Source organism: Bradyrhizobium zhanjiangense (assembly GCF_004114935.1).
In the GTDB taxonomy this organism is placed as follows: Bacteria; Pseudomonadota; Alphaproteobacteria; order Rhizobiales; family Xanthobacteraceae; genus Bradyrhizobium; species Bradyrhizobium zhanjiangense.
In genome coordinates this window covers 3,342,021-3,367,679 of record NZ_CP022221.1, presented here as the reverse complement: position 1 = coordinate 3,367,679, position 25,659 = coordinate 3,342,021, and the positions used below count along the sequence as shown (strand labels likewise).

The window sequence follows — 25,659 nt, the reverse complement described above, 5'->3', positions numbered from 1 at the left end:
TGCACTCGCCCGATCATCAAGTCTTGCCTAAATCGGATTAGATGACCCTGGCAGCAAAACTGCTCGAGGGTGGCCCCGCCGACTGGTTAACCGACTTGCGGATCAGTCATCCCACGGAGGAGCGATGTTCCATATGCCCTCCTCCAGACAGAGAGGAAGCGGGGAAACCAGGAATGAGCCACGGCGCCCTTATAAGCCCAGGTGCGATATTTCAGACCTCGCTCCGAGATCAGTTCCTGATAGCCGCCATGGACCTCGGTTGCAGCCCGAATGTCATCCAATATTCCCTGGGCGCAGGCCCGGTAGGTGCCACTCCCCGAGAATTCGTCGAAGTCCAGCATGCGATCCGCAAACTCGACGTTGAATGTCGGCCAGGATGAGCGTCCCTGGTAGGCGGGAGCCGCGATCTTGTGGATCATCTTGGTCCGCGGATTATCCGCCGACACCAGGAAGTGGAACGTGCTGGGGATGCGGAAGCGCGGCTCCGCAATGATCAAATCCGCCGTGGCCGCGAACAGGGCGCGCTCGCTTTCCTCGTTCAGGTCCCAGAAGCCGCGATGCACGCTGACGAAATCCAGCGCAACCGAGGACGCTGGCGTAGCCGCCGGGCCGTCCAGGGAATGTCTGATGTAGCCGTCCTTGCCGAACAGCCGGAGCAGGTCTCTCTTGTGCTGCGCGAGGTCGCGCCCGAGCAGCCGTTTCAGCTCGTTCTCGTCGACGATTCCGAGCTGCACGCCCCACACGAACGTCGTGTAGACACAGGCATTGGTTACGAAGCGTCGGCGCTCGGCGCGGGTGTCCGTTGCCGCAGAGCGCGGGGCACGGGCATCGCACAGCAAACATCTGGTGCCGTCAGCCTCGAACGGCTCCAGCTCGCTTGCGAGTTGGAGGATCGCCCGCTTCAGGTCGGCGCCGTATTCGGCCAGCAGAAGGCGGCCAGCATGCGCGCATTGCGACATTGCCAGAAAGGACGACGCCCTGTCCTCGGCGGACAGCATCTGCTGGAGACCGGCAAGGATGCCGAGCAGCGTATCCGAGGGCCGCGAGAAATAGTTCACGCCGAGATACCGATCGCGTCCCGCCGGCACGATGGTCGTGGTGACGACGCCAGCGCGAACCGCCTCCAGCAACAGACGCACGCTCTTTTCGAGCAGACGGGCCCGTCGCACCGCGTCCTGCGAATCCATGATGGTTTCAGGATCGAGAACGTCGGGATAGAACCAGGCGAAATCGCGCGGATAATAGGCGGAAGCGTGCGGCGCCCCCGTGACGAGGAATGCCTCGGTCACCGAAAAGGCGCTGTCCATCGCGTGCCGGTAAAGGTCCGCAATGGCAGTGAACGGATGATGCGATTGCCGTAGGAATCGATCGCCGAGAAAATTCACCGCCTGAAGCGCGTTGGCAACGAAGGTCGCCGTCAGCCCCTGATAGAACCGGCTTTCGCGATGGCGCGGAAAAGAAATGTCGCTGTTCATATGTCTCGTCGAATTGTGCCTCGTGGCCCCGGCGGAAGGCCGTCACCATTTTAGGCGTGTCTGATTCGTGTCTCTATCCCGTGACTTGCGGGCTCAACTCACCTTCCCGCGGCCTGAAATTCTCGATCACCCGCAGCAGCACCCGCGCGCCGGTGTCGGCATCGGCGAGCTCGACATGCTCATCAGGATGATGGCTGATCCCGCCGCGGCAGCGGACGAAGATCATGCCGACATCGGCAATGTCGATCATCGCCATGCCGTCGTGCCCTGCCCCGCTCGGCAGCTCGAATACGGAAAAACCTTCCGCTCCGATCGCCTGAGCGATCTGCTCCTTGAGCCACGGCGCACAGGGGGCAGTGCGGTTCTCGTGCGTGACGTCGAGCTGAAGCACCAATTGCCGGCGCTTGGCGGTCGCCTCGATCTGGCAGACGATGTCGGCGACTGCACGCTTGCGATGCATGTCAGTTGGTGCGCGCACGTCGATGGTGAAGCAGACCTCGCCCGGGATGACGTTGGTCGCGCCGGGCCTTGCCTGGATGTATCCGACGGTGCCGATGAGCCCGCCCTCGTCGGTCCGGCAAAACTGCTCGATCGCGCCGATGCATTCGGCCGCGCCGGCAAGTGCGTCGCGCCGAAGAGCCATCGGCACCGTGCCGGCGTGACCGGCCATGCCGGTCAGCCGCGCGGCAAGGCGCGTGGCCCCTGCGATCGCGGTGACGACGCCGACGGGCAGGTTCTGTGCTTCCAGCACCGGCCCCTGCTCGATGTGCAGCTCGAGATAGGCAAGCAGTTCGCGCCGCGCCCGCGCAGCCGCACCAATATGATCGGGGTCGAGGCCGAACGTGATGAGCGCATCGCGCATCGACACGCCGTCACGGTCGCGCGCGTTCAGGACGCTCTCGTCGAATGTGCCGGCCACCGCACGGCTGCCGAGGAGCGTCGAGGCGAAACGTACTCCCTCTTCATCGGCAAAGCCGACGACCTCGATCGCGAACGGCAGGCGCTTGCCGCGGCGATTGAGATCTGCGACGCAGGCGATCGCGGTGATCACACCGAGCGGCCCGTCCCATTTGCCGGCAGCGCGCACCGTGTCGTAGTGCGAGCCGAGCATCAGGCAGGGCGCACCCGGCCGCTCGCCTTCGTAGCGGCCACACACATTGCCGATCGCATCGAGATGCGCGCTCATGCCGGCCTCGCGCATCCAACCCAAGATGAGGTCCGCAGCCTCGCGCAGCTCCTTGCTGAGATAGATGCGGGTGAGCTTGCCAACCTCTTCCGATATCGCGGCGAGCTCGTTGATGCGGCGCACGATCTCTTTGCCGAGCGATGTCGTCTGAACGGCGTTCCCAGCAACCATTTCGGCGGGCTTTCCATCTCTCGCGGACCGCAGCCGCGGCGGTCCTGATGACGATCGATACAAGTTCGGTGCCAGCGAAAGTCACGCATTCGGCGCCGTCCCAATCCGCACGTGGTTAGCATGAATGCGAGCGGCCGGCCGACCGTCCCGCTCCGTCATGCACACGCGCGAACCGGTTAAGGCTGCTTAACTCCATTGCATACAATTGTGAGTTACTGCCCATAAATTAATCTGTCGATCCCCTGACCAGGATTCGGGCAGCGCGCAAGCTCCATTATTTTCAATAGCTTACACTCAAATGAAAGCTCCGCAGCCTGTGGCACGAAGCTTGCGACACTTGTTCCAAGCTCCGCCAGACCGGCGGTAGCCGCGAGATTGAGGCGGGGCATCCGCCAAGGGGAGCAAGCAATGGATTTTGGCAGGATTTCACGACGGCATTTGTTGCAAGGCGGCGCGGCCCTGACCCTCGGTGCCGCGGTTGGCGTCCGCCCGGCCTTCGCAGCCGAGACGACCATCGGCTTCATCTATGTCGGCTCGCGTGACGACTACGGCTACAACCAGGCGCATGCGCAGGGCGCGGCGGCGCTGAAGAAGATTCCCGGCCTCAAGGTCGTCGAGGAAGAGAAGGTGCCGGAGACCGACGCGGTCGAGAAGACGATCGAGTCCATGATCAATCTCGACGGCGCCAGCCTGCTCTTCCCGACTTCGTTCGGCTACTACAATCCGCACATGGTCAAGATGGCCAACAAGTACCCGAAGCTGCGCTTCGAGCACTGCGGCGGCTTGTGGAGCGACAAGGATCCGAAGAACGCCGGCAGCTATTTCGGCTATATCGACGAAGCTCAATACATCTCCGGCATCGTCGCCGGCTACACCTCCAAGAGCGGCAAGCTCGGCTTCGTTGCGGCGAAGCCTATCCCGCAGGTGCTGCGCAACATCAACGCTTTCACGCTCGGGGCCAGGCTCGCCAATCCGAAGGCGACCACGCAAGTCATCTTCACCGGTGACTGGTCGATGCCGGTCAAGGAAGCCGAAGCCACCAACAGCCTGATCGACCAGGGCGTTGACGTGCTCACCTGCCATGTCGACGGCCCCAAGACCATGGTCGAGAACGCGGCGCGCCGCGGCGCCTTCGTGTGCGGCTATCACACCAACCAGTCGCCGCTCGCGCCGAAGGCGTATCTCACCGGCGCGGAGTGGAATTGGGAAGCGCTCTATCCGAAGTTCGTGAAGATGATCGCCGCCGGCGAGAGCATCCCGAACTTCTATCGCGGCGGCCTCAAGGAGGAGATCGTCAAGACCTCGCCCTATGGCGAAGCGGTTTCGGCAGAGGCCCGCAAGCACGCAGACGACGTCAAGGCCAAATTCCTCTCGGCTGACGGCTACGCCATCTTTAAGGGCGGACTGGTCGACAACAAGGGCAAGACGGTGATCGCGGCCGGCACCGATCGCGGTCAGAAGGATCCCGAGCTGGAGAAGATGGACTATCTCGTCGAAGGCGTGATCGGAGCGACTTCGTGACGACGGAAGCGGCGGATTCTGCCGAGGCGGTCGGGACAATAGCCCCGGCCGCCGATTCCGGCTTTCTGCAACGGCACGGCGGCACGATCGAATATGTCCTGATCCCGGGCGCGGCGCTCGTCGGCGCGCTCGTGGTGTTCGGCATCTTCGTCGCGATGTTCGGCAAGAATCCGCTCGACCTTTATTTCTACATGTACTACGGCGCGTTCGGCACCTGGTTCTCCTGGCAAAACACCCTGACGCGCGCGGCGCCGCTGATCCTCACCGCACTCTGCACCGCGTTGCCCGCGCAACTCGGCATGGTCATCATCGGCGGCGAAGGCGCGCTCCTGATCGGCGCACTCTCGGCAACCAGCGCCGCATTGGCGCTTCAAGGCATGCCGCCGCTCGCCGTACAAATTGCCATGGTCATCGCCGGCGTGATCGGCGGAGGCTTGTGGATCATGCTGTCGGGCGGCTTGCGACAGTATCGCGGTGTCAACGAGACCATATCGAGCCTGCTGCTCGTCTACATCGCGCTCGCAATCCTCAACCATCTCGTCGAAGGCGCGATGCGCGATCCCGCCAGCCTCAACAAGCCCTCGACGCGCGATATCGGCGCCGCCAACATGATCGGCACCATTCCGGGCACCGACGTGCATTGGGGCCTCTTGTTCGGTCTGATCGCCGCCATCGCCGCCTACGTCCTGATCTATCACACCGTGTTCGGCTTCGCGGCGCGGGTTGCCGGCGGCAACATCCGCGCCGCGAAAATCGTCGGCCTCGGCGTCGACAAGCTGATCCTAACCATCTGCTTTCTCGCCGGCGGCGCCGCGGGCCTTGCCGGCATGGTCGAGGTCGCCGCCGTGCAGGGACGCACCAATGCCAATCTTGCTGCCGGCTACGGCTTCACCGGCATTCTCGTTGCCTTCCTCGCGCGGCAAAATCCGCTCGCCATCATTCCCGTCGCGATCCTGCTCGGCGGCATCAGCGCCAGCGGCGGCCTGCTGCAACGGCGCCTCGGATTGCCCGATGCATCCGTGCTGGTGCTCCAGGGCATCATCTTCGTCTTCGTGCTGGCCAGCGATGCGCTCTACGGCCGCATCGGATTCCTGAAAGGCAAGTCCTGATGGCAGACGGATCGATCGGACTCTGGACCGTCCCGCTCGCCGTGCTCGGCGGCGCCATTCGTGTCTCCACGCCGTTCCTGTTCGTGAGCCTGGGGGAATGCATCACCGAGCGCTCCGGCCGCATCAATCTCGGCCTCGAAGGCACGCTGGTGATGGGCGCGATGAGCGCCTATGGCATCTCCTACCTTTCAGGCTCTCCGTGGCTGGGCGTGCTCGCAGCCGGCATCACCGGCGCACTGCTGGGCGCGCTGCACGCTGGCATCTGTTCGCTGCCGCGCGTCAACGACGTCGCCGTCGGCATTGCGTTGATGCTGTTCGGTACCGGCCTTGCCTTCTATCTCGGCAAGCCGCTGATCGAGCCCACCGCGCCGCGGCTGCCGGCGATCGATTTCGGCTGGTGGAGCGACGTCCCGCAGGTCCGCGCCGCGCTGCGCGTCAACGTGCTCTTCCTGATCGGCGTCGCACTCGCACCGATCCTGTACTGGGCCTTCCGCACCACGCGCTGGGGCTTGCTCATCCGAACCGCTGGCGAGAGCTCGGATGCCGCGCGCGCGATGGGCCACTCGGTGCTGCTGATCCGCCTGCGCGCTACCATGGTCGGCGGCTTCCTCGCCGGCATCGGCGGCTCGTTCCTGTCGCTGTTCTATCCCGGCAGCTGGAATGAAGGATTGTCCTCGGGCCAGGGCATCACGGCGGTGGCGCTCGTGATCTTCGCGCGCTGGGATCCCCTGCTCTGCCTATGGGCCTCGCTCGCCTTCGGCGGCGCCGCGGCGCTGGGGCCGGCGCTGCAATCGGTCGGCGTCACCTCCGGGTATCACCTTTTCAATGCCGCGCCATACATCCTGACGCTGGCGATCATGATCATCACCTGCTCGCCCAAACGCACGCTGACCGGAGCCCCGGCGGAATTGTCGATCACACGCTAGAGAGCAAGATCATGCCCGAGCGACACATCAAGTCCGAGCCCTATGCCTGGCCCTATAACGGCGACCTCCGTCCCGAAAACACCGCGCTCATCATCATCGACATGCAGACCGACTTCTGCGGCATCGGCGGCTATGTCGACAAGATGGGCTACGACCTCTCGCTGACACGGGCACCGATCGAGCCGATCAGGAAGCTGCTCGCAGTGATGCGCAGCCAAGGCTTCCATATCATTCATACCCGTGAAGGCCACCGCTCCGATCTGTCCGATCTTCCGCCCAACAAGCGCTGGCGCTCGCGCCAGATCGGCGCCGGCATCGGCGATCCCGGCCCCTGCGGCCGCATCCTGGTACGCGGCGAGCCCGGCTGGGACATCATCCCGGAGTTGGCGCCGCTGCCGGGCGAGCCGATCATCGACAAGCCGGGCAAGGGCTCGTTCTGCGCCACCGACCTGGAGCTGATCCTGCGCGTGCGCGGCATCGAGAACATCGTGCTCACGGGCATCACCACCGACGTCTGCGTTCACACCACCATGCGCGAGGCCAACGATCGCGGCTTCGAATGCGTGCTGCTGCACGATTGCTGTGGCGCGACCGACAAGAGCAACCACGACCACGCGCTAAAGATGATCAAGATGCAGGGCGGCGTGTTCGGCGCGGTTTCGACGTCGGACGCCTTCATCGGAGCGATTTCGTGATCATCGGCGAAACGCCACCGCCCTCCGGCGCCTTCGGCGTCGATGCCGTCGCCATGACCATGCGCTTCGGCGATTTCCTGGCGCTGGACAATGTCGAGCTGAAGGTGCGGCCGGGCTCGTTCCACGCGCTGCTCGGCGAGAACGGCGCCGGCAAATCGACCCTCGTCAAATGCATCATGGGCTATTACCACGCGACCGAAGGCGACATCCTCGTCGGCGGGCGCGAGCAGGCGATCGGCAATCCGAAGGACGCTCACGCGCTCGGGCTCGGCATGGTCTACCAGCATTTTACGCTGGTGCCGGCGATGACGGTCGCGGAAAACCTCGTGCTGGCCCGCGACGATGTGCCGGCGGTGGTGAACTGGCCGAAGGAGATGAAGGAGCTCGAGGCGTTTCTGAGCCGCATGCCCTTCAAGGTGCCGCTCGGCGCCAAAGTCTCGGACATCTCTGCCGGCGAACGCCAAAAGTGCGAGATCCTCAAGCAGCTCTACCTGAAGCGTCGCTTCCTGATCCTGGACGAGCCGACCTCGGTGCTGACGCCGGCGGAAGCCGACGAGGTGCTCGGCATGCTCCGCGGCCTGGTCGTCAGGGGTGAGCTGACGATCCTGATGATCACGCACAAGTTCCGCGAGGTCATGGCGTTCGCCGACGACGTCACGATCCTGCGCCGCGGCAAGCTGGCGGGTCATGGCAAGGTGGCTGAGCTCACGCCGGACGCGATGGCTCGCACCATGATCGGCGCCGAGGAGTTGACGGTGCAGCCGCCGCGCACCGGTAAGGCTGGCCAAGCCAGGCTCGAGCTGCAAAAGCTCCGTGCGCTCGACGATGCCGGCGCAGTCGCCGTGCATGACGTTTCGCTCACTGTCCGGGCCGGCGAGATCGTCGGCATCGCCGGTGTCTCCGGCAACGGCCAGCGCCAGCTGGTCGAGGTGCTGGCCGGCCAGCGCGAGGCCGAAAGCGGCGAGATCCGTGTTGCCGGCGATCCTTACCGCGCCAGCCGCGAGGAGATGCGGCGCCACAAGATGTCGCTCCTGCCCGAGGAGCCGTTGAAGAACGCCTGCGTCGGCGGCATGAGCGTCGCCGACAACATCGCCTTCCGCGAATTCGACCGTGCGCCCTTCGCCCGTGGCGGCTGGTGGCTCAATCGCGGCGCCTTTCGGGACGATGCCAGGACGAAGATCGCGCAATACAGGATCAAGACCCGCACGCCGGATACGCCGATCTCGGCACTGTCCGGCGGCAACGTGCAACGCGCCGTGCTCGCCCGCGAACTTGCCGGCGACGTCGAGGTGCTGATCGCGGCCAATCCCTGCTTCGGCCTCGACTTCGCAGCGGTGGCGCAGATCCACGCCGAGATCATGGCCGCCCGCAACCGCGGCGCCGCCGTGCTGCTCGTCAGCGAGGATCTCGACGAATTGCTCGAACTGTCCGATCGGCTGGTGGTGATGTTCCACGGCGAATTCGTGTATGAAGCACGGACCAGCGAGGCCGACCTCACCGTGGTCGGCCGGCACATGGCGGGGCACTGACCAGGGAGCAGCGATGAGCGGCGCATCCGAGCGGGACGAGCACTTCCTGCGTCTGTCCTTCGCGATCGCCCGCCGCTCCCTGACCCATGGCAATCACCCGTTCGGCTGCATCGTCGTCGATGCGGATAGCAACGTACTGATCGAGACCGAGAACGGCTACATGCCGGATCACGACGGCACCGCGCATGCCGAGCGCCTCGCGGCCACGCAGGCCTGCCGCACGCTCAGTCGCGAAGTGCTGGCGACGGCGACGCTCTATTCCTCCGCCGAGCCCTGCGCGATGTGCGCCGGCGCGATCTACTGGGCCGGCATCGGCCGCGTGGTCTACGGTCTCAGCGAGCACCGCCTGCGCGGCGTTACCGGCAACCATCCGGAGAATCCAACGCTCGACCTGCCCTGCCGCGAGGTCTTTGCCAGCGGGCAGCGGCCGACCGAGGTGATCGGGCCGTTGCTGGAGGATGAGGCCGAGGCGCTGCACGAGGGCGCGTGGACGAAGTAGCAGCACATCCAAAAGGAGATGACGCCGCGGAGGTTTGACGCGGCGCCATCGTCACCTGCAGTACCGTAGGGTGGGCAAAGGCGCGCATGCGCCGTGCCCACCATCGGAGTGCTACAGAAGCAGAAGCGGTGGGCACGCTTCGCTTTGCCCACCCTGCGACTACCGAGCGTTAGAACTTCACGGTGATACCGGAATAGAGCGAGGACTCGGTGCAGGAGCCGGTGCTCACCGTCCGGCCACCGACGGCCGTGGTACAGCCGACGGCAAGGTTGTGATCGAGGCCGAACTTGTTCTGCCAGTAGCGGTAGGCCACCCAGACGTCCACGAAGTGGGAGTACTTGTCACCCCAGGCCGCCTTCGAGGCGTCGAAGGTCAGACGGATGGGTTCCGAGTTCAACTCGACCGCCGTGTTGTAGACGCCATTCGCCGGGCTGTAGGGAAGCGGCTCGGTGTCGGTGCCCTTCTTGCCGTACCAGCCAGCGCGGCCGCTGATCGAGAAGTACTGCATGTTCGGCGGCAGGAAGCCGAGGTCCATGTAGTAATTGACTTCGACAGCCCAGGTTGGCTTGAACGACGTGTTGCCGTCCGCGAGACACGTCACTCCGGGAAGGCCCGGACCGAACAGCCCGCACTGGCTGAAGGAATTGTGGTTGGCGAACTCCCAATAGACCAGCGGCGCGACGTTGATGTAGCCCTTGTAGGGCAGGTCGAACGCAAACTGCAGGCCGCCGACGACGTCGCGCTTGGCAGCGCCGAAATACCTGTTCTCCGTATTGGCATCCATGCCGACTTCAAACGAGATGTTGTGCAGCGGCCCCGCGGTGAAAGCCTTGGTGTTGAAGAGCTCGTTCCAGCCGAAGGTCGAGCGGAACAGGCCATAGATTTCGGTCGCTCCGGCGCAGGATGCCGGCGCGCCGAAGATCGTGCCCGCGTTGGTGCAGGGTCCCGCCGGGTCATTGTGATCCGACTTGAACATGGAGATGGTGAAGAAGTTCGTGCCGTATGCCCAGAGGTCGAAATGGGTGAACGAATAGACCTGCTTGGTGGTCTTGCTGTTGATCGATCCATCCGGCCGGAATGACCACGCGCCCGGCTGCGAGGCGTTGAAGATGTACGAGAACGTGACGCGGTTATCGATGACCAGGAAGAACGGAAGGTCCGGCGCCTTCTTGACCGCCTTGACCGGCAGATCCGCCGCTTGAGCCAGGCCACCGGTGGCCAGCGTGGCAAGTGACAGCGCCGCTGCTGCCATTGCCGTGTAACGAAACGACATCCTGAATACCCCCAAGTTTGGACACGTAAAAAATGAACGTCCCCTGGGTGCGACACTTGCGCCGATCTCCCGGAGTGAGAAGCCTCAACTTTTCACACGGCGTGCCGCTTGTTGCGGCAGCACGTGACGAGTCATCGAGGAGATTGCAGAGTGCCCGCACGTAGTGAGCACGAGAGGCAAGGGATCGCTATTGCCAAACATTCCCGATTGTTTTTATTCGGATTTTCTGATCACGCCCCGATGCGACGCCGAGTTGGAGTGGCCGTCGCGACCGCCGCGCTGCAAGCGATGGACGGACCGGCGCATGATTGCTCAACATGGCGTCAAGCCTGCACAGAGGGTTCCGATTTGGTTTGAACCGTCACAAATTTGCAACAGGCGCGGCTCGAAGCGCGATAGCTTCCGCTGTCCATGTTTGCGCTCGAAAGCGCGGAACGACTCAACCGGCACCGCTGCACCTGCCGCAGCGTTGAGCAAGGGATGACGCTTTTTCACATCTTACGCGACAGCTCAAACTAGCCCACAATTGAGGCACTTCATCCATGCCAGCGCATCAGCGAATGTTAGATCAGACGCCTAACGGCCTGCATTGCGGCGAGCCCCCTCTGCTTCAGGCGATCGGGCTCACCAAGCGCTATGGTGATTTCCTCGCCAACGATGCCATCGACATCGAGATCCGGCCGAGGGAAATCCACGCGCTGCTCGGCGAGAACGGCGCCGGCAAGTCAACGCTGGTCAAGGCGATCTACGGATTGATCCAGCCCAGCGCCGGCGAGATTCGCTGGCAGGGCGAACGACTAGTGCTGTCCGGTCCCTCGGACGCGCGCAGGTGCGGCATCGGCATGGTATTCCAGCATTTCTCGCTGTTCGACAATCTCACCGTCGCCGAGAACGTCGCGCTCGGCCTCGACGGGAAGGAATCGTTCAAGGACATGTCGGCACGGCTGGAGCGGGTCTCGAAGACCTACGGACTGCCGCTCGATCCCCGACGCGAGGTCTGGCAATTGTCGGTCGGCGAGCGCCAACGCATCGAGATCGTCCGGGCGCTGATGCAGGATCCGAAATTCCTGATCCTGGACGAACTCACCGCAGTGCTGACGCCTCAGGAAGCCGACCAGCTTTTCATCGTGCTGGAGCGGCTCAAGGCCGAAGGCCGCGCCATCCTCTACATCAGCCACAAGTTAGAGGAAGTGAAGCGGCTCTGCGACACCGCAACGATCCTGCGCGGCGGCAGGAAGGTCGAAACCTGCAATCCCCGGCGCGAGACCGCCGCCTCGCTCGCGCGCATGATGGTCGGGGCTGAGATCAAGGAAGTGAAGGCCGCATCCGGCCGCAAGACCACCGTGCCGCGTCTCGTCGTCAACGATCTCTCGCTCTCTCCAAGCGAAGCGCATGGCGTACGTCTCGAGCACATTTCGTTCGAGCTGAAGGGCGGCGAGATCTTGGGCATCGCCGGCGTCGCCGGCAACGGCCAGGACGAGCTGTTCGCCGCACTCTCCGGCGAGCGCCTGTCGAAGGACCCCGGCACCGTCGTGATTGAGGGCATCGCCGCCGGCCACCTCTCGATCACGCAGCGGCGCAAGCTCGGCGCCGCCTTCGTGCCCGAGGAGCGTCTCGGCCACGGCACCGCGCCGCGCATGAAGCTGTCGGAGAACGCGCTGCTCACCGGGCATGCCGCCAGCGGCATGGTCCGCCACGGCTTCATCGACACCGCGGCAACGCTGAAGACGGTCGACCGCGCGACCGAAACGTTTGACGTCCGCAAGGCCAGACGCGATCCGGAAGCAGCATCCCTCTCCGGCGGCAATCTGCAGAAATTCATCGTCGGCCGCGAGATCCTGCGCAACCCGGCGGTTCTGGTGGTCAGCCAGCCGACCTGGGGCGTCGACGCCGGCGCAGCCGCCGTGATCCGCCAGTCGCTGCTTGATCTCGCAACAGCTGGCGCCGCCGTGCTCGTGACCAGCCAGGATCTCGACGAGCTCACGGAGATCGCCGACCGCATCGCCGTGATGTTTCACGGCCGGCTGTCGGCTCCGATTGCCGCGAGCGAAGCGAGCCGCGAAAAGCTCGGTCTTCTGATGGGCGGCAGCAGCCTGGAGCCGAAGGAGGTCACGCATGCAGTTGGTGCTTGAGAAGCGCGCCGAACGCTCCAATACGATCGCGCTGATCTCGCCACTGATCGCGATCGGCCTCACCATCGTGACCATGGTCATTCTGTTCGCGATCCTCGGCAAGAATCCGCTGCTCGCATTGCATGCCTATTTCATCGCGCCGCTAACCGACGGCTATTCGCTTCAGGAGATCGCGGTGAAGGCCACGCCGCTGGTGATGATCGCGATCGGGCTGTCGCTCTGCTATCTCGCCAATGCCTGGAACATCGGCGCCGAGGGACAATTCCTGATCGGCGCGGTCGCCGGAAGCTGGATTGCGGTGAAAACGCAGGGCACCGATGCCGGCGCCTGGGTGCTGCCGGCCATGCTCGTGCTCGCCGCCGCCGCAGGCGCGCTCTATGCGCTCATCCCCGCGATCTGCAAGGTGAAGTTCGGCGCCAGCGAGATCCTGACCAGCCTGATGCTGGTCTATGTCGCCGACCTTTTCCTCGACTATCTCGTGCGCGGCCCCTGGCGCGATCCGCACGGCTTCAACTTTCCGACCACAGCGGAGTTCGATCCGGTGGCGACGGTGCCGCTGCTGATCGAGGGCGGCCGGCTGCATCTCGGCTCGATCATCTCCCTGCTCGTCGTCGCTGCAGCCGCGATCCTGCTCGCACGCACCATCAAGGGCTTTGAGATCCGCGTGGTTGGCGCCGCGCCGCGTGCCGCGCGGTTCGGCGGCTTCAATGCCGACCAGCTCATCATCCTGACCTTCGCGGTCTCCGGTGCGCTGGCAGGCCTTGCCGGCATCATCGAGGTCGCAGGACCTGTCGGGCACCTCCAGCCCGGCATCTCACCTGGTTACGGTTTTACCGCGATCATCGTCGCCTTCCTTGGCCGGCTGAACCCGCTTGGAATATTAATTGCAGGACTTTTTCTCGCATTGACCTTTATCGGCGGCGAGCAGGCACAGATCGCAATGAAGATCCCATTGGACGTCACCAAGGTCTTCCAGGGCATTTTGTTGTTCTACGTGCTCGCCTGCGATTCCCTCATCCTCTACCGCTTCAAGCTGACCTTCCCGAACCGAGAGGTGCCCCGTGGGGCTGGTTGAGGCCATCATCCTCGCGATCCTCGCCGCATCGACGCCGCTGCTGATCGCGGCGACCGGCGAGCTCGTGACCGAGCGTTCCGGCGTGCTCAATCTCGGCGTCGAAGGCATGATGATCGTCGGCGCGGCCTGCGGCTTTGCCGGCGCCTGGCTGACCGGCTCGATCTTCATTGGAGCGCTATTCGGCATCGTCGCGGGCACGCTGATGTCACTGGTCTTTGCGCTGATGACGCTCGGGCTCGCCGTCAACCAAGTCGCGACGGGTCTCGCGCTGACCATCCTCGGCATCGGGCTCTCCGGGCTGATCGGCGCCGGCTTCGTCGGCGAGCGCATCACGCCGGCCGCGCATCTCACCATCCCCGGCCTCACTGACATTCCGCTGATTGGCCGGGTGCTGTACGGCGAGGACGCCTTTGTCTATTTTTCGGTCGCGCTCATCGTTGGCGTCTGGTGGTTCCTGTACCGCACGCGCGCGGGATTGATCCTGCGCGCCTGCGGCGACAATCATGTCTCCGCGCATGCACTCGGCTACCCCGTGCTGCGCATCCGCACCTTCGCCGTGATGTTCGGCGGCGCCTGCGCGGGTCTTGCGGGCGCCTATCTGCCGCTTGCCTATACGCCGTTCTTCATTCCCGGCATGACCGCAGGCCGTGGCTGGATCGCGCTGGCGCTGGTGGTGTTTTCGTCCTGGCGGCCGGGCCGGCTCGTCATTGGGGCTTACCTCTTCGGCGCGGTGACGATCCTGCAACTGCATGCGCAGGGCTGGGGCGTCGGCATTCCCTCGCAGTTCATGTCGGCGCTGCCGTACCTCGCAACCGTCATCGTCCTGGTCCTGCTCTCCCGCGCCCGCACCGGCGGCTCGACCGCGCCGGCCGCGCTCGGCACGGTGTTCGTGCCTGACCGCTGAGTTTTTCATTTCCGCAGCGTGCGCGATGGGGCGCGCGCGTTGCGGATCGTGGCTTTCCCCTGATGTTTGGAGATTGATGATGAGGAAATCACTTCTTGCGCTGGCTGCCGGGCTTTTGCTTGCCGGGAGCGTCGGTGCAGCCTCCGCCGCCGACAAGCTCAAGGTCGGCTTCATCTATCTGGGTCCGATCGGAGATCTCGGTTGGACCTATCAGCACGATCTCGCGCGGCAGGCGCTGGTGAAGGAATTGGGCGACAAGATCGAGACCACCTATCTCGAGAACGTGCCCGAAGGTCCCGATGCCGAACGCTCCATCGAGCAGCTCGTCCGTGCCGGCAACAAGCTGATCTTCACGACCTCCTTCGGCTACATGGATCCGACGCTGAAGGTCGCCAAGAAGTATCCGAACGTGCATTTCGAACACGCGACCGGCTACAAGCGCAACCCGAACATGTCGACCTATTCGGCCAAATGGTATCAGGGCCGCTACATTCAAGGCCTCATCGCGGCCAAGATGTCGAAGTCAGGCGTGCTCGGCTATATCGGCTCGTTCCCGATTCCCGAGGTCGTCTCCGGCATCAACGCGACGATGCTGGCGGCGCAGACCATCAACCCCAACATCAAGGTCAAGATCATCTGGGCCAATACCTGGTTCGACCCGGGCAAGGAGGCCGACGCCGCCAAGGCGCTGATCGACCAGGGAGCTGACGTGATCATGCAGCACACGGATTCGCCGGCGGCGATGCAGATCGCCAGCGAACGCGGCAAGCTCGCCTTCGGCCAGGACTCAGAGATGATCAAGTTCGGACCCAAGACCCAGCTGACCTCGATCCTTGACACCTGGGGCCCCTACTACATCGAGCGCGTCAAGGCCGAGCTCGCCGGCACCTGGAAGTCGGAGGACACCTGGGGCGGCCTCGACAGCCACATGTTCGCGATGGCGCCCTACACCAACATGCCTGACGACGTGAAGAAAATGGCCGAGGATGCCCAGGCCGCGATCACAGCAGGCAAGCTGCATCCGTTCAAATGCCCGATCGTTGGGCAGGACGGCAAGCCGGTCGAGTGCAAGGGCGGCGATCATCTCGACGACGGCCAGATCCTCGGCATGAATTTCTACGTGAAGGGCATCGACGACAAGCTGCCGGGCAAGTAGCACGCTTCTTGCTTTGACCAGATCACCTGCTCCTCCCGGAGGAGGTTCGGAGGGGGTGGCCAGAAGCACCCGGCACTTGTGGCTGCCCCCTCTTTTATCCCAGCTGCATGCTGCGCGCCGCCGAACTGTGGCGGCGGATGAGGTCCGCGACATCGAGGCCCGGGATCGCGCCGTCGACCACGGCCCATTTTCCCGCCACCATCACCCGGTCGGCCCGATGGGCCCCGCACAGCACCAGCGCAGCCAGCGGATCGCCATGGCCGGAGAAGCGCAGCTCGTCGAGCTTGAACAACGCGAGATCGGCGGCCTTGCCGACGGCGATCTCGCCGAGCTCGGGCCGGCCGACGCACGCCGCCGAGCCTCTGGTGACCCAGCGCAGAGCGTCCTTGTGGCTGACCTTCGTCACGCCGTAGCGGGCTCGTTGCAGCAGGAAGGCGGCACGCACTTCTTGCATCAGGTTCGAGCCGTCGTTGGAGGCCGAGCCGTCGACCCCAATGCCGATGCCGACGCCGGCCTCCTCCATCTCGCACACCGGGCAACAGCCGGAGGCCAGCAGCTGGTTGCTGCACGCGCAATGGCTGATGGTCGTCCTGGCCTTGCCGAGCCGCTTCATCTCCTCGGTGTTGAAGAAAATTCCGTGAGCGAGCCAGGTCCGCGCATTGAGCCAACCACATTGTTCGAGATAGTCGAGCGGGCGGCAGCCATACATCTGCTCGCAAAACTTGTTCTCGTCCTCGGTCTCGGCGAGATGGGTGTGCAGGCGCACGTCGAGCTTTTCGGCGAGTTCGGCGGTGGCGCGCATCAGCGAGGTCGTCACGGAGAAGGGCGAGCACGGCGCGAGCGCAATCTGCACCATCGCATCCGCGCTACGCTGGTGATGCTTGGCGACCACGCGCGCGCTGTCGGCGAGGATGGTGTCCTCGTCCTGCACGACGCTATTAGGCGGCAGGCCGCCGTCGCGTTGCGACAGGTTCATCGAGCCGCGCGTCAGCAGCACGCGCATATCGAGCCGCTGCGCCACCGCCGCTTCGATATCCACGGCGTCCTCGAGTCCTGCCGGGAAGACATAGTGATGATCGGTCGTCGTGGTGCACCCTGACAGCAGCAGCTCGGACATCGCCACGGTCACGCCGAGTTCCAGCGCCTCCGGCGTCAGCTTCGCCCACACCGGATAGAGCGCCTGGAGCCAGGGAAACAGCTCGCGATCCATCGCCGCCGGCAGGGCCCGCGTCAGCGTCTGGTAGAAGTGATGGTGCGTGTTGATCAGGCCAGGCAGCACGACGTGGTCGCCCGCATCGAACACCGCGACATCCGCGGTCGCAGGCGCCCCGCCGGCCGGCACGAGCTCGACGATCCGGCCATCCTTCACCACGACCCCGCGCTCGGCCCCGTCGGCGAGGATGGCCAGGGGATCCCTGATCCAGATCGGACTTGCGTCGGTCATGATCCTGCTTCTCCTCAGATCCGCTGACGGCAGGCCTGCAAGGCGGCGGCCGGTCTGACCGCGTTCTTGCCTGCGACTTGTTGTTGCGACTTGGCTCCGGTCTTGCAAGACTTTCTCTTGTCCGATTCACCCTGCCGAAGCGTTGGCGCAGCCATGGATTTGAATACCATCACAGCGGTCGCCCATCCGCAAACACGCGCGCAACTCCCTGCCTGGACGGCAGGCGACGCTTGGCTCGCGGGCGGCACCTGGCTGTTCTCGGAGCCGCAAACGCATCTGAGGCGGCTGATCGATCTCACCGACCTGAAATGGCCGGCGCTGACGGTCACCGAGAGCCATCTCAGCATGGCGGCCACCTGCACCATCGCAGAGCTCGATGGTCTCGCCTGCCCGTCCGACTGGCTCGCCGCGCCGCTGATCGGCCAGTGCTGTCGGGCCTTCCTTGCTTCGTTCAAGATCTGGAAGACGGCAACGGTCGGCGGCAATCTCTGCATGTCGCTGCCGGCGGGACCGATGATCTCGCTAACATCAGCGCTCGACGGCGTCTGCACCATCTGGAAGGCCGGCGGTGGTGAACAGAGGATCTCCGTCGCCGACTTCGTCACCGGCAATCAGCGCAACCGCCTGACGCCAGGCGACCTGATCCGGCAGATCGATATCCCGATTGCCGCTTTAAAGCGCCGCACCGCCTTTCGCCAGATCTCGCTGGCGCCCGTCGGCCGCTCGGCGGCGCTTCTGATCGGCAGCCTCGATCCGGACGGCACGCTGACATTAACGGTCACCGCATCGACGGTGCGGCCGATCCAGCTGACCTTCCGCAAGGCCCCCGACGCGAGTGCGCTTCGCGATGTGATCGCGCAGCAGATCACGGACGACCTGTACCATACCGACATCCATGGCAAGCCGCTCTGGCGCAAGCACATGACGCTGCGGCTCGCCGAGGAGATCCGCGGCGAACTCCTGGGCGGAGTGCCATCATGAGCTTCGAGATCAACGGCACGGCGTTTTCGCAAGGGCCGCGTGCTGGCCAGTGCCTGCGTACGTTTCTGCGCGAGCTCGGCCATTTCGGCGTGAAGAAGGGTTGCGATGCCGGTGATTGCGGCGCCTGCACCGTGCTGTTGGATGGCGAGCCGGTCCATAGCTGCCTGATCCCGGCGTTCCGCGCCGAGGGGCGAAGCGTCACCACGATCGAAGGCCTTGGTGGAGACCACGGCGCCCATCCGATGCAGCAGGCCTTCCTCGATGCACAAGGCTTTCAATGCGGCTTCTGCACCGCCGGCATGATCCTGACCTGCGCCTCGCTGAACCAGGCGCAGCGCACCGATCTCGGCACGGCGTTGAAGGGCAATATCTGCCGCTGCACCGGTTATCGTTCGATCGAGGACGCGATCCTCGGCAACACCAATGTCGAGGCGAGTGTCGAGGCTGGCGCCGCATTTGGCCGTAGCCTTCCGGCCCCCGCGGGTCCCGACATCGTGCGCGGCAAGGCGCGCTACACGTTCGATACCGCCATCGACGGACTGCTGCACATCAAGCTGCTTCGTTCGCCGCACGCGCACGCCAGGATCGTGGCGATCGACAAGTCGGAAGCCCTTCGCGTCGCCGGCGTGCACGCCGTGCTGACGCATGAGGATGCGCCGTCGGTCCTGATGTCGACTGCGCGGCACGAGAAGGAGTGGATGGATCCCGAGGACACCCGCACTCTCGATAACGTCGTCCGCTTCATCGGCCAGAAGGTTGCGGCCGTCGTCGCCGAGAGCGAGGCTGCCGCTGAGGAGGCGTGCCGCCGGCTGAAGGTCAGCTACGAGATCCTGCCTGCGCTGATCGATCCGGAACAGGCGATGGTGCCGGGCGCACCCGTCATTCATCCTGACCGCACCGTCGCGAACCGGGTCACTGACGCCCAGCGCAACCTCGTCGCGGAGACGCATGGCGAATTCGGCGACGTCGCGGCTGCGCTCGCCACCTCTGCCGTCACCTATGAGGGCACCTTCCACAGTCATCGTGTGCAGCATGCCGCACTGGAGACCCATGGCGGCGTCGCCTGGCTCGATGAGGCCGGCGTGCTCAATGTCCGCACCTCGACGCAGGTCCCGTTCCTGACCAGGCGCGCGTTGTCCGATATCTTCAAGCTTCCCATGGACAAGGTCCGCGTGTTCTGCGAGCGCGTCGGCGGCGGCTTTGGCGGCAAGCAGGAGATGTTCGTCGAGGACATTCTGGCGCTTGCCGCGCTCACGACCGGGCGGCCGGTGAAGCTGGAGCTGACCCGCGAGGAGCAGTTCATCGCGACCTCGACGCGCCACCCAATGCGGGTCCACATCAAGGCCGGCGCCGATGCCGACGGCAAGCTCACCGCGCTCCAGCTCGACGTGCTCTCCAACACCGGCGCCTACGGCAATCACGCCGGGCCCGTGATGTTCCACGCGCTGGCTGAGTCCATCAGCGTCTATAATTGCCCGAACAAGCGGGTCGACGGCTTTGCCGTCTACACCAACACGGTGCCGGCAGGGGCGTTTCGCGGCTATGGCCTGCCGCAGGCGCTGATCGCGGTCGAGGCCGCGATCGACGAGCTGGCGAAGCAGCTCGGCATCAGCCCCTACGAGATGCGCCGGCGCAACATCGTCAGGCCAGGCGATCCCATGCTGTCGCCGCCACCGTCCGAATTTCACGACGTCGACTATGGCTCCTACGGGCTCGACCAGTGCCTCGACCTCGTCGAGCGCGCGATGCAGGCCGATGGCCCGCAGCCCGAGCTGCCGCCGGAATGGCTGATCGGCGACGGCATCGCGCTGACCATGATCGACACGGCGCCGCCGGCGGGCCACCTCGCCGACGCCATGATCGCGCTGCGCGATGACGGCGGTTTCGACCTTACCGTCGGCACCGCCGAGTTCGGCAACGGCACCAGCACGGTGCACCGGCAGATCGCGGCGACGACGCTTGCGACCAACGTCGACAGGATCCACCTGCGCCAATCCGACACCGCCCATGGCGGCCACGATACCGGCGCCTATGGCAGCGCGGGCATGTTCGTCGCGGGCAAGGCGACTCATGCGGCGGCGCTCCAGCTTGCGACCGAGCTGAAGGCGGCGGCCGCGGACGCTTGGCTGTGCGATGCCGCGATCTGCACGCTCGAAGCTGACGCCGTCGTCAGCGGCGTGCGCCGCATGTCCTTTATGGAGCTGGCAAGGCTCGCACGCGACCGCGGACAGCCATTCGCAGGCACCGGCAATTCCACCGGCACGCCGCGCTCGGTCGGCTTCAACGTACAGGGCTTTCGCGTCGCCGTGAACAAGGGCACCGGCGAGCTCAGGATTCTCAGGAGCGTGCAGGCGGCGGACGCCGGCGTCGTCGCCAATCCCATGCAATGCCGCGGGCAGGTCGAAGGCGGCGTCGCGCAGGCACTCGGCGCCGCGCTCCACGAGGAGATGGTGATCGACGCAGACGGCCGGGTCACCAACCCGAAGTTCCGCGACTACCACCTGCCCTCCTTCGCCGACGTGCCCCGCACCGAGGTGTTCTTCGCCGAGACGTCCGACACGATCGGACCGCTGGGCGCGAAGTCGATGAGCGAGAGTCCGTATAATCCGGTCGCAGCCGCGCTCGGCAACGCCATTGCCGATGCCACCGGCATCCGCTTCACCGCGCCGCCTTTCAAGCCGGACCGGTTGTTTCCGGCGCTGCTCGACAAGTTCAGTGATTAACTGCCGCGATAGGTCGAATAGCTCCATGGCGTGACCAGGAGCGGCACGTGATAGTGCCCCTCCGGCTCGCTGATGACGAAACGCAGCGGGATCTCGTCGAGGAACGGCGGGTCGGATAACGGCACGTTACGCTCGGCGTAATATCTGGCAACGCTGAACCTGAGCTCGTAGCGGCCGATCGGCAAGGGGCGACCGCCGATCAGCGGTTGATCGGTGCGGCCGTCCGCGTTGGTGACAGTGCGCGCAATGACGCGGCTCTCGCCGAGGCGCGCGAGCTCGACCAGCTCAACCGGGATGCCCTGCGCAGGCTTGCCCGTGTGATTGTCGAGCACATGCGTCGACAGCCGGCCGTGCACCTTCAGCTTGTCGTCGGCAATGATGAGTTGATCGAGCCGCAGCGCGGAGATGCGGCCGATCTCCTCGATCGCGCGCCTTATCTCGGTCTTGACGATGTTGAGCAGCCGCGTCTCGAAGTCACGCAGGATGGAATCCCTGGTGTGACGGCGCACGCAGACGATATAGGGGAAGCCGAATTTGTCGCGATAGGCGGTGTTGACGCGCTCGAACGCGGCGTATTCGGCCTCCGACAGCCGGTCGAGACCGGCGCTGTTCTGCTCGTCGGTCGATTCTGCCGTCAGCCCTGCCGCACGCTGGGTCTTGTTGGCGAGATCGGGATGCGCCCGGATCAATGCCAACTGCACGTCCGGTTCGGCGCTCTGGATCGCCGCCATCAGCGCAGCATGCAACTGGTTGATGCCGTTGAACGGCCGTTTCCCGGCGAGCTGCTCGGCGATCCACGGCGAATATTCGACGACGTTGGCGAGCGCCGCGACGAAATCGGTTTTGCTTGCAGCGTTGAGATCGGCCAGCGAGATCTGCGACATCGCTCTCTCACCCGATCTCGAATGCATCGGCCGCAAGGTGCGCGTGCTTGTCGTGCCAGTGCTGTGCGATCTGCAATCGCGTCGGCACCCAGACGCGCTCGTGCTTGCCGATGTAATCCAGGAAGCGCATCAGCCCCGCAGCGCGGCCGGGCCGGCCGGCGAGGCGGCAGTGCAAGCCGACCGACATCATCTTCGGCGCGGTCTGCCCTTCGGCATAGAGCACGTCGAAGGCATCCTTCAGATAGGTGAAAAACTGCTCGCCTTCGGCAAACCCCTGCGGGTTGATGAAGCGCATATCGTTGGCGTCTAACGTATAGGGAATGATGAGCTGCTTGCCGTTCGCGCCCTTCACCCAATAGGGCAGATCGTCCGCATAGGAATCGCAGAGATAGAGGAAGCCGCCCTCCTCCATCAGGAGGCGGTTGGTATTGATCGAGGAGCGTCCGGTGTACCAGCCGAGCGGCCGCGATCCGGTCGCCGCGGTGTGGACGCGGATCGCTTCCGCGATCTCGGCGCGCTCCTGCGCCTCGGTCATGTCCTTGTGTTCGATCCATTTCAGGCTGTGGCTGGCGATATCCCAGCCCGCCTCCTTCATCGCCGCGACGATCTCGGGGTTGCGCTTCAGCGCGGTCGCGACACCGAACACGGTGGTCGGCCAGTTGCGTTCGCCGAACATCCGCCACAACCGCCAGAAGCCGGCGCGCGAGCCATATTCGAACATCGATTCGATGTTGGCATGGCGCTGGCCCGGCCAGGGCTGCGCGCCGAGCACATCGGACAGGAAGGCTTCCGAGGCGCGGTCGCCGTGCAAAATGTTGTTCTCGCCACCTTCCTCGAAATTGACGACGAACTGCACCGCGACCCGCGCATTGCCGGGCCACTCGGGATGCGGCGGGTTGCGGCCGTAGCCGCGAAGATCGCGCGGGTAGCTTGTCTCAGTCACTCAGACTTCCTCGAAGCGGATCGGCAGGGCGCCCTTCCACAGCACGCTCTTGCCCAGCGTCGCCAGATTCTCCAGGCCCGAGGTCAGCGTGATGAAATGGTTGCCGGCGAGCTGGCCCATCTTGCTCGCGAAGTGCACGCCGCCATAGGCGAGCAGGATCTCGGTCTCGCTGATGCCGCCAGGATAGAGGATGATCTGGCCGGGCGCGGGATAGCTCGTATGGTTCTCGTAGCCGACGCCGAAATCGAGGTCGCCGAGCGGCATCCACACCCCCTCGCCGCTCCAGCGCACATGGATGATGTGGCTTTCGAACGGCAGCGCCTTGCGGAATGCGGCGACGGTCTTGGGTGCCAGCTGCTCCTCGAAGCGAGCATCGAAGGTGAAATCGCCGGCGCGGATAACGAGTTTGCTCATCTCATCTCTCTGGGTCGGGGGCGATGGGCCCCACGGTGGATTCCTCGGCAAAGAGCATTCCATCGGGCTTCGCGCAAGGGGCGCGGCCCTCACCTGCGGTCGTAGGACCAGCCGAAAATGCCGCTCCGCCGGACCTCCGGCTCCGGCTCCGCGACCGGCGCGGGTGCCTCCTTCAGTTCCGCCAGCGGCGGCGGGGGCGGCGCCGGCAGGGTCTCGCATTTCATGGAGTAGACCAGCTTGCCGTCCGCGGTACGCCCGATCGGGGCACAGGGGTCGGGATGCGCCGCCGTGGTCTTCGGCGTCATCTTCACTTGCGCCGCCGCCGGCGAGGCGATCAGGAGCAGGACCAGCAGATATCTCGACATCATTGTCGCCTGGAAACTCAATTGGCCCTATTGAACCGGATTGCAGCGGTCAAGTCCATCGGCGCCGCGGGCACGATTGCCGAATATTTAGCCGGCATGCGCCAAACACTCTGGGCGGAGGCCAAGACGAATTCGGGGAGCGCAACTGCTTCAACGCCGTCATTGCGAGGAGCCCTTGCGACGAAGCAATCCAGAGTCTTTCCGCGGAGGGATTCTGGATTGCTTCGCTGCGCTCCAATGACGGAGTATGGGGCACCGCTGTCATCCTCCAAATGCCACTGTCATTCCCCGCGAAAGCGGGGAATCCAGTACGCCGCGGCCTCTCGGTTCAATCACTGCCGTCTCGGAGTCTGGATCGCCCGCCTTCGCGGGCGATGACAGCGCGTGGTTGGTCGCAGACACGCCTTCCCATCCTCGCGGCGCGTTTCGCCCGAGCTTTGCTTCGTCACTCCACCCTCTCTAAGCCAAGAGGGCGCAGGGAAGGCCGGGTGCCGGCTGGCACCCACGGGTCCGCTGTGCGAAGGCACACGCAGAAAGAACTGCACAGCGGCATACAGGTGAAGCCCAACACACGGCCTTCCCTGCGCAGGGGAAAATATATCGCAGCATGGAGCGCCAGCGAGTCCAGTGGAGTCGCTAAGCCATTGATTTGCAGATTATATCCGTCACATAATGCCATTGGCCTCCACACGGCTACACACCCACGATTGGGACAAAACCGGGGACACTCCATGGCACGCAAGGTTCGTCACAGCGCACTGGAGAGCCGCAGCGCTCGCCTGAAGTTGCAGGTCCGCCGCAAGCCCTATCCCGGCCCTTCGCTCGCGCGCGGCGTCTCGCTGCTTTACCGACGCAATCGCACCAACGGCACGTGGGTGGTGAAAGCGAGCAACGGTCATGGCGCCTACTGGACCAAGCGCCTAGCCGATGCCGATGACTACGCAGAGGGTGACGGCAAGGAGGTGCTGACCTTCTTCCAGGCGCAGGATGCTGCAAAGAAGTTGGCACGCGGCGACAGCACTGACGGCAACGTACCTCTTACGGTGGATGCCGCTCTCACGGCCTATGAGGCCGATCTGAAGGCACGCAGCTCCAATCCGTACAACGCACAGTGGCCGCGCGTGCATCTCACTTCCGTACTGCTCGCCAAGCCCGTCGCCGTGCTCACCTCACGGGAGCTTCAGAAATGGCGCGACGGGCTGCTGACCAAGATAGCACCTTCGACGGTCAATCGGCTCTGCGGCTGCTTGTGCGCTGCGCTAGAGCTGGCTGCACAGCACGATCAGCGTATTCAGAATAAGGGAGCGTGGGACGTTGGTCTTGCCGGATTGCCGGATGCGCAGGAGGCTCGCAACGTCATCCTCTCTGATGATGAAGTCCGCAAATTCGTGGTCGAGTGCTATGCGCTCGATGACAAGCTCGGGTTACTAGCTGATACGCTGGCGATCACCGGCGCCCGACCGAGCCAAGTCGTGCGCCTGCGCGTCGCTGATCTGGACGCTCATCCGGTGCGACCGAAACTGATGATGCCGAAGTCCGCAAAGGGCGGGGGCCGCAATCGCGCGAAGAAGAGACATGAGCGCTTCTCGGTGCCGATCACGGCGCCGCTCGCGGCTAGACTGATAGAAGCGGCCAAGGGGCGTGCTGACGATGCTCCGTTGCTTTTGCAGAGCGACGGCACGCCGTGGGGGGACAATCCCGGCCAGACCTATCATCGTCAGATTGACAAGGTCGTGACTGCTATCGGCCGGGATCCGGCTGAGGTCACCATGTATGCCCTGAGACATTCGAGCATCGTGCGCCTATTGTTGCGAAATGTGCCGATCAGGCTGGTCGCGTCGTTGCACAACACATCGGTCGCGATGATCGAGCGCACGTATTCGAAGTTCATTACCGAGCACAGCGACGAGATCTCTCGGCGAGCTTTGCTGCACTCCGAACCTTTGACTAACCGCAACGTCGTTGCGTTGGTCGGCTGAGCGAACGTTACTCTGCCAAACACCTGCTGTTGGTTAGCTACTGACCAACATCGATTGCATGCGTCGGGGGTCGCGTCTCAAGTAGCTTCTCTTCGCTGCGGAAACATTCCAGTACAACAAGCGTTGAAGCTCGGCCTTCTTCGTCTCGCATGATCGGCGCAGCCATGATTAGCCGTAAAAAGTCACCTTCGACGCCCCCTTCTCAGCAAGATGCAGATCAGGAAGATGAGCATCATTGGCTCAAAGGTCCCTTACGACCCTCCAAGAACAGGACG

The 25,659-nt window shown here is 64.3% G+C and carries 21 protein-coding genes; 13 read left to right on the top strand and 8 right to left on the bottom strand.

The genetic code is table 11. The annotated features are described in order from the left end of the window. Window positions 1–86: 86 nt before the first annotated feature. Both XH85_RS15795 and XH85_RS15790 read right to left on the bottom strand, forming a co-directional pair. Entirely contained in the window at window positions 87–1,475 is a 1,389-nt protein-coding gene (locus tag XH85_RS15795) for a hypothetical protein (RefSeq protein ID WP_128932526.1), read from the bottom strand. Window positions 1,476–1,548: 73 nt separating this feature from the next. After that, a complete protein-coding gene (locus XH85_RS15790) occupies window positions 1,549–2,832 on the bottom strand; it encodes an allantoate amidohydrolase (RefSeq protein WP_128932525.1) in 1,284 nt (427 codons plus the stop codon). A 408-nt stretch (window positions 2,833–3,240) separates the two neighbouring features. On the opposite strand from XH85_RS15790, the gene XH85_RS15785 reads away from it, so the two are divergent. Genes XH85_RS15785 through XH85_RS15760 form a run of 6 tightly spaced genes read left to right on the top strand, consistent with a single transcriptional unit; the run spans window position 3,241 to window position 9,111 of the window. Continuing rightward, complete coding sequence (locus XH85_RS15785) at window positions 3,241–4,353, top strand: BMP family ABC transporter substrate-binding protein (protein WP_128932524.1); 1,113 nt, start codon at window positions 3,241–3,243, stop codon at window positions 4,351–4,353. Further along, window positions 4,350–5,462, top strand: a complete 1,113-nt coding sequence (locus tag XH85_RS15780; RefSeq protein ID WP_128932523.1) for an ABC transporter permease — start codon at window positions 4,350–4,352, stop codon at window positions 5,460–5,462. The genes XH85_RS15785 and XH85_RS15780 overlap by 4 nt, the downstream gene beginning before the upstream one ends. After that, window positions 5,462–6,388, top strand: coding sequence for an ABC transporter permease (locus XH85_RS15775; RefSeq protein WP_008130281.1), 927 nt, complete (start codon window positions 5,462–5,464; stop codon window positions 6,386–6,388). The genes XH85_RS15780 and XH85_RS15775 overlap by 1 nt, the downstream gene beginning before the upstream one ends. An 11-nt stretch (window positions 6,389–6,399) precedes the next feature. Further along, window positions 6,400–7,083 carry a biuret amidohydrolase gene (gene biuH / locus XH85_RS15770; RefSeq protein WP_128932522.1) on the top strand — a complete coding sequence of 228 codons (684 nt, stop codon included), beginning with the start codon at window positions 6,400–6,402 and terminating at the stop codon, window positions 7,081–7,083. After that, the gene (locus XH85_RS15765; RefSeq protein WP_128932521.1) at window positions 7,080–8,612 is read left to right on the top strand and encodes an ABC transporter ATP-binding protein; all 1,533 of its coding nucleotides are present in this window, start codon (window positions 7,080–7,082) and stop codon (window positions 8,610–8,612) included. Before biuH ends, XH85_RS15765 begins: the two co-directional genes overlap by 4 nt. Before the next feature lie 13 nt (window positions 8,613–8,625). Then, on the top strand, window positions 8,626–9,111 hold the full coding sequence (locus XH85_RS15760) for a nucleoside deaminase (RefSeq protein WP_128932520.1): 486 nt from the start codon (window positions 8,626–8,628) through the stop codon (window positions 9,109–9,111). A gap of 169 nt (window positions 9,112–9,280) precedes the next feature. Here XH85_RS15760 and XH85_RS15755 read toward each other — a convergent pair whose 3' ends face one another. Next, entirely contained in the window at window positions 9,281–10,384 is a 1,104-nt protein-coding gene (locus XH85_RS15755; protein ID WP_128932519.1) for a hypothetical protein, read from the bottom strand. A 560-nt stretch (window positions 10,385–10,944) separates the two neighbouring features. On the opposite strand from XH85_RS15755, the gene XH85_RS15750 reads away from it, so the two are divergent. The 4 genes from XH85_RS15750 (at window position 10,945) to XH85_RS15735 (ending at window position 15,651) form a co-directional block, all read left to right on the top strand. Continuing rightward, window positions 10,945–12,516 (top strand): ABC transporter ATP-binding protein, encoded by a 1,572-nt coding sequence (locus tag XH85_RS15750; protein ID WP_128932518.1) that lies wholly within the window; start codon window positions 10,945–10,947, stop codon window positions 12,514–12,516. Next, entirely contained in the window at window positions 12,500–13,591 is a 1,092-nt protein-coding gene (locus XH85_RS15745; RefSeq protein ID WP_128932517.1) for an ABC transporter permease, read from the top strand. The genes XH85_RS15750 and XH85_RS15745 overlap by 17 nt, the downstream gene beginning before the upstream one ends. After that, on the top strand, window positions 13,578–14,495 hold the full coding sequence (locus XH85_RS15740; protein WP_128932516.1) for an ABC transporter permease: 918 nt from the start codon (window positions 13,578–13,580) through the stop codon (window positions 14,493–14,495). Before XH85_RS15745 ends, XH85_RS15740 begins: the two co-directional genes overlap by 14 nt. Before the next feature lie 79 nt (window positions 14,496–14,574). Beyond that, window positions 14,575–15,651, top strand: a complete 1,077-nt coding sequence (locus tag XH85_RS15735) for a BMP family ABC transporter substrate-binding protein (RefSeq protein ID WP_164934525.1) — start codon at window positions 14,575–14,577, stop codon at window positions 15,649–15,651. Window positions 15,652–15,745: 94 nt separating this feature from the next. On the opposite strand, the gene XH85_RS15730 is transcribed toward XH85_RS15735, so the two are convergent. Continuing rightward, window positions 15,746–17,095, bottom strand: a complete 1,350-nt coding sequence (locus XH85_RS15730; protein WP_164940782.1) for an 8-oxoguanine deaminase — start codon at window positions 17,093–17,095, stop codon at window positions 15,746–15,748. A gap of 153 nt (window positions 17,096–17,248) precedes the next feature. On the opposite strand from XH85_RS15730, the gene XH85_RS15725 reads away from it, so the two are divergent. Together XH85_RS15725 and XH85_RS15720 are read left to right on the top strand one after the other, a co-directional pair. Then, window positions 17,249–18,076: an FAD binding domain-containing protein gene (locus tag XH85_RS15725; RefSeq protein ID WP_128932514.1), complete on the top strand. Its 828-nt coding sequence runs from the start codon at window positions 17,249–17,251 to the stop codon at window positions 18,074–18,076. Further along, window positions 18,073–20,799 carry a molybdopterin-dependent oxidoreductase gene (locus tag XH85_RS15720; RefSeq protein WP_128932513.1) on the top strand — a complete coding sequence of 909 codons (2,727 nt, stop codon included), beginning with the start codon at window positions 18,073–18,075 and terminating at the stop codon, window positions 20,797–20,799. The genes XH85_RS15725 and XH85_RS15720 overlap by 4 nt, the downstream gene beginning before the upstream one ends. On the opposite strand, the gene uraD is transcribed toward XH85_RS15720, so the two are convergent. From uraD to XH85_RS15700, 4 genes are all read right to left on the bottom strand, one after another. Beyond that, on the bottom strand, window positions 20,796–21,683 hold the full coding sequence (gene uraD, locus XH85_RS15715) for a 2-oxo-4-hydroxy-4-carboxy-5-ureidoimidazoline decarboxylase (protein ID WP_128932512.1): 888 nt from the start codon (window positions 21,681–21,683) through the stop codon (window positions 20,796–20,798). The genes XH85_RS15720 and uraD overlap by 4 nt on opposite strands. 7 nt (window positions 21,684–21,690) lie before the next feature. Then, window positions 21,691–22,626 carry an allantoinase PuuE gene (gene puuE / locus XH85_RS15710; protein ID WP_128932511.1) on the bottom strand — a complete coding sequence of 312 codons (936 nt, stop codon included), beginning with the start codon at window positions 22,624–22,626 and terminating at the stop codon, window positions 21,691–21,693. Further along, a complete protein-coding gene (locus XH85_RS15705) occupies window positions 22,627–23,040 on the bottom strand; it encodes a DUF3830 family protein (RefSeq protein WP_014493672.1) in 414 nt (137 codons plus the stop codon). A gap of 89 nt (window positions 23,041–23,129) precedes the next feature. Then, a complete protein-coding gene (locus tag XH85_RS15700; RefSeq protein WP_206734876.1) occupies window positions 23,130–23,405 on the bottom strand; it encodes a hypothetical protein in 276 nt (91 codons plus the stop codon). A 731-nt stretch (window positions 23,406–24,136) separates the two neighbouring features. On the opposite strand from XH85_RS15700, the gene XH85_RS15695 reads away from it, so the two are divergent. Next, on the top strand, window positions 24,137–25,384 hold the full coding sequence (locus XH85_RS15695; protein WP_128932509.1) for a tyrosine-type recombinase/integrase: 1,248 nt from the start codon (window positions 24,137–24,139) through the stop codon (window positions 25,382–25,384). Window positions 25,385–25,659: the final 275 nt, after the last annotated feature.

Bases quoted from the DNA above. Each gene is read 5' to 3' on its own strand.
- XH85_RS15695 (WP_128932509.1), top strand. From the start codon at position 24,137: ATGGCACGCAAGGTTCGTCACAGCGCACTGGAGAGCCGCAGCGCTCGC.
- XH85_RS15775 (WP_008130281.1), top strand. From the start codon at position 5,462: ATGGCAGACGGATCGATCGGACTCTGGACCGTCCCGCTCGCCGTGCTC.
- XH85_RS15760 (WP_128932520.1), top strand. From the start codon at position 8,626: ATGAGCGGCGCATCCGAGCGGGACGAGCACTTCCTGCGTCTGTCCTTC.
- XH85_RS15755 (WP_128932519.1), bottom strand. From the start codon at position 10,384: ATGTCGTTTCGTTACACGGCAATGGCAGCAGCGGCGCTGTCACTTGCC.
- XH85_RS15735 (WP_164934525.1), top strand. From the start codon at position 14,575: ATGAGGAAATCACTTCTTGCGCTGGCTGCCGGGCTTTTGCTTGCCGGG.
- XH85_RS15720 (WP_128932513.1), top strand. From the start codon at position 18,073: ATGAGCTTCGAGATCAACGGCACGGCGTTTTCGCAAGGGCCGCGTGCT.
- XH85_RS15725 (WP_128932514.1), top strand. From the start codon at position 17,249: ATGGATTTGAATACCATCACAGCGGTCGCCCATCCGCAAACACGCGCG.
- uraD (WP_128932512.1), bottom strand. From the start codon at position 21,683: ATGTCGCAGATCTCGCTGGCCGATCTCAACGCTGCAAGCAAAACCGAT.
- XH85_RS15705 (WP_014493672.1), bottom strand. From the start codon at position 23,040: ATGAGCAAACTCGTTATCCGCGCCGGCGATTTCACCTTCGATGCTCGC.
- XH85_RS15790 (WP_128932525.1), bottom strand. From the start codon at position 2,832: ATGGTTGCTGGGAACGCCGTTCAGACGACATCGCTCGGCAAAGAGATC.
- biuH (WP_128932522.1), top strand. From the start codon at position 6,400: ATGCCCGAGCGACACATCAAGTCCGAGCCCTATGCCTGGCCCTATAAC.
- XH85_RS15730 (WP_164940782.1), bottom strand. From the start codon at position 17,095: ATGACCGACGCAAGTCCGATCTGGATCAGGGATCCCCTGGCCATCCTC.
- XH85_RS15700 (WP_206734876.1), bottom strand. From the start codon at position 23,405: ATGTCGAGATATCTGCTGGTCCTGCTCCTGATCGCCTCGCCGGCGGCG.
- XH85_RS15785 (WP_128932524.1), top strand. From the start codon at position 3,241: ATGGATTTTGGCAGGATTTCACGACGGCATTTGTTGCAAGGCGGCGCG.
- XH85_RS15750 (WP_128932518.1), top strand. From the start codon at position 10,945: ATGTTAGATCAGACGCCTAACGGCCTGCATTGCGGCGAGCCCCCTCTG.
- XH85_RS15795 (WP_128932526.1), bottom strand. From the start codon at position 1,475: ATGAACAGCGACATTTCTTTTCCGCGCCATCGCGAAAGCCGGTTCTAT.
- XH85_RS15745 (WP_128932517.1), top strand. From the start codon at position 12,500: ATGCAGTTGGTGCTTGAGAAGCGCGCCGAACGCTCCAATACGATCGCG.